This window comes from Rhabdobacter roseus (assembly GCF_014202275.1).
Classification (GTDB): Bacteria; Bacteroidota; Bacteroidia; order Cytophagales; family Spirosomataceae; genus Rhabdobacter; species Rhabdobacter roseus.
On record NZ_JACHGF010000001.1, the window covers coordinates 1,101,263 to 1,101,635 of the forward strand.

1 protein-coding gene is annotated in these 373 nt (G+C 50.4%); it reads right to left on the reverse strand.

Annotated elements, in window-relative coordinates; genetic code table 11:
• On the reverse strand, positions 1 to 373 hold a 373-nt coding region (locus tag HNQ92_RS04635; protein WP_184171555.1), incomplete at both ends, for a tetratricopeptide repeat protein.

Below are 373 nucleotides of genomic sequence, written 5' to 3' on the forward strand. Positions count from 1 at the left end.
TAGGTGATCCTCATACAAAGTGCCCAGCCTATTCCAAGGGAAGGCATCATTTTCGTCCAGCTGGATGGCTTTGAGGTAGGCTGCTTCGGCCTCTTGGTACCTTGCTAGGTGATCCTCATACAAAGTGCCCAGCCTATTCCAAGGGAAGGCATCATTTTCGTCTAGCTGGATGGCTTTGAGGTAGGCTGCTTCGGCCTCTTGATACCTTCCTAGGTAGTCCTGATACAAAGTGCCTAGCCCGTACAAAGGGACAGCTTTTTCGTCTAGCTGAATGGCTTTGAGGTAAGCCGCTCCGGCGTCTTGGTATCGTTGCAGGTGATGATGGTACAAATAACCTAGTAGGAACCAGCGGTAAGCTTTTTCGTCCAACTGG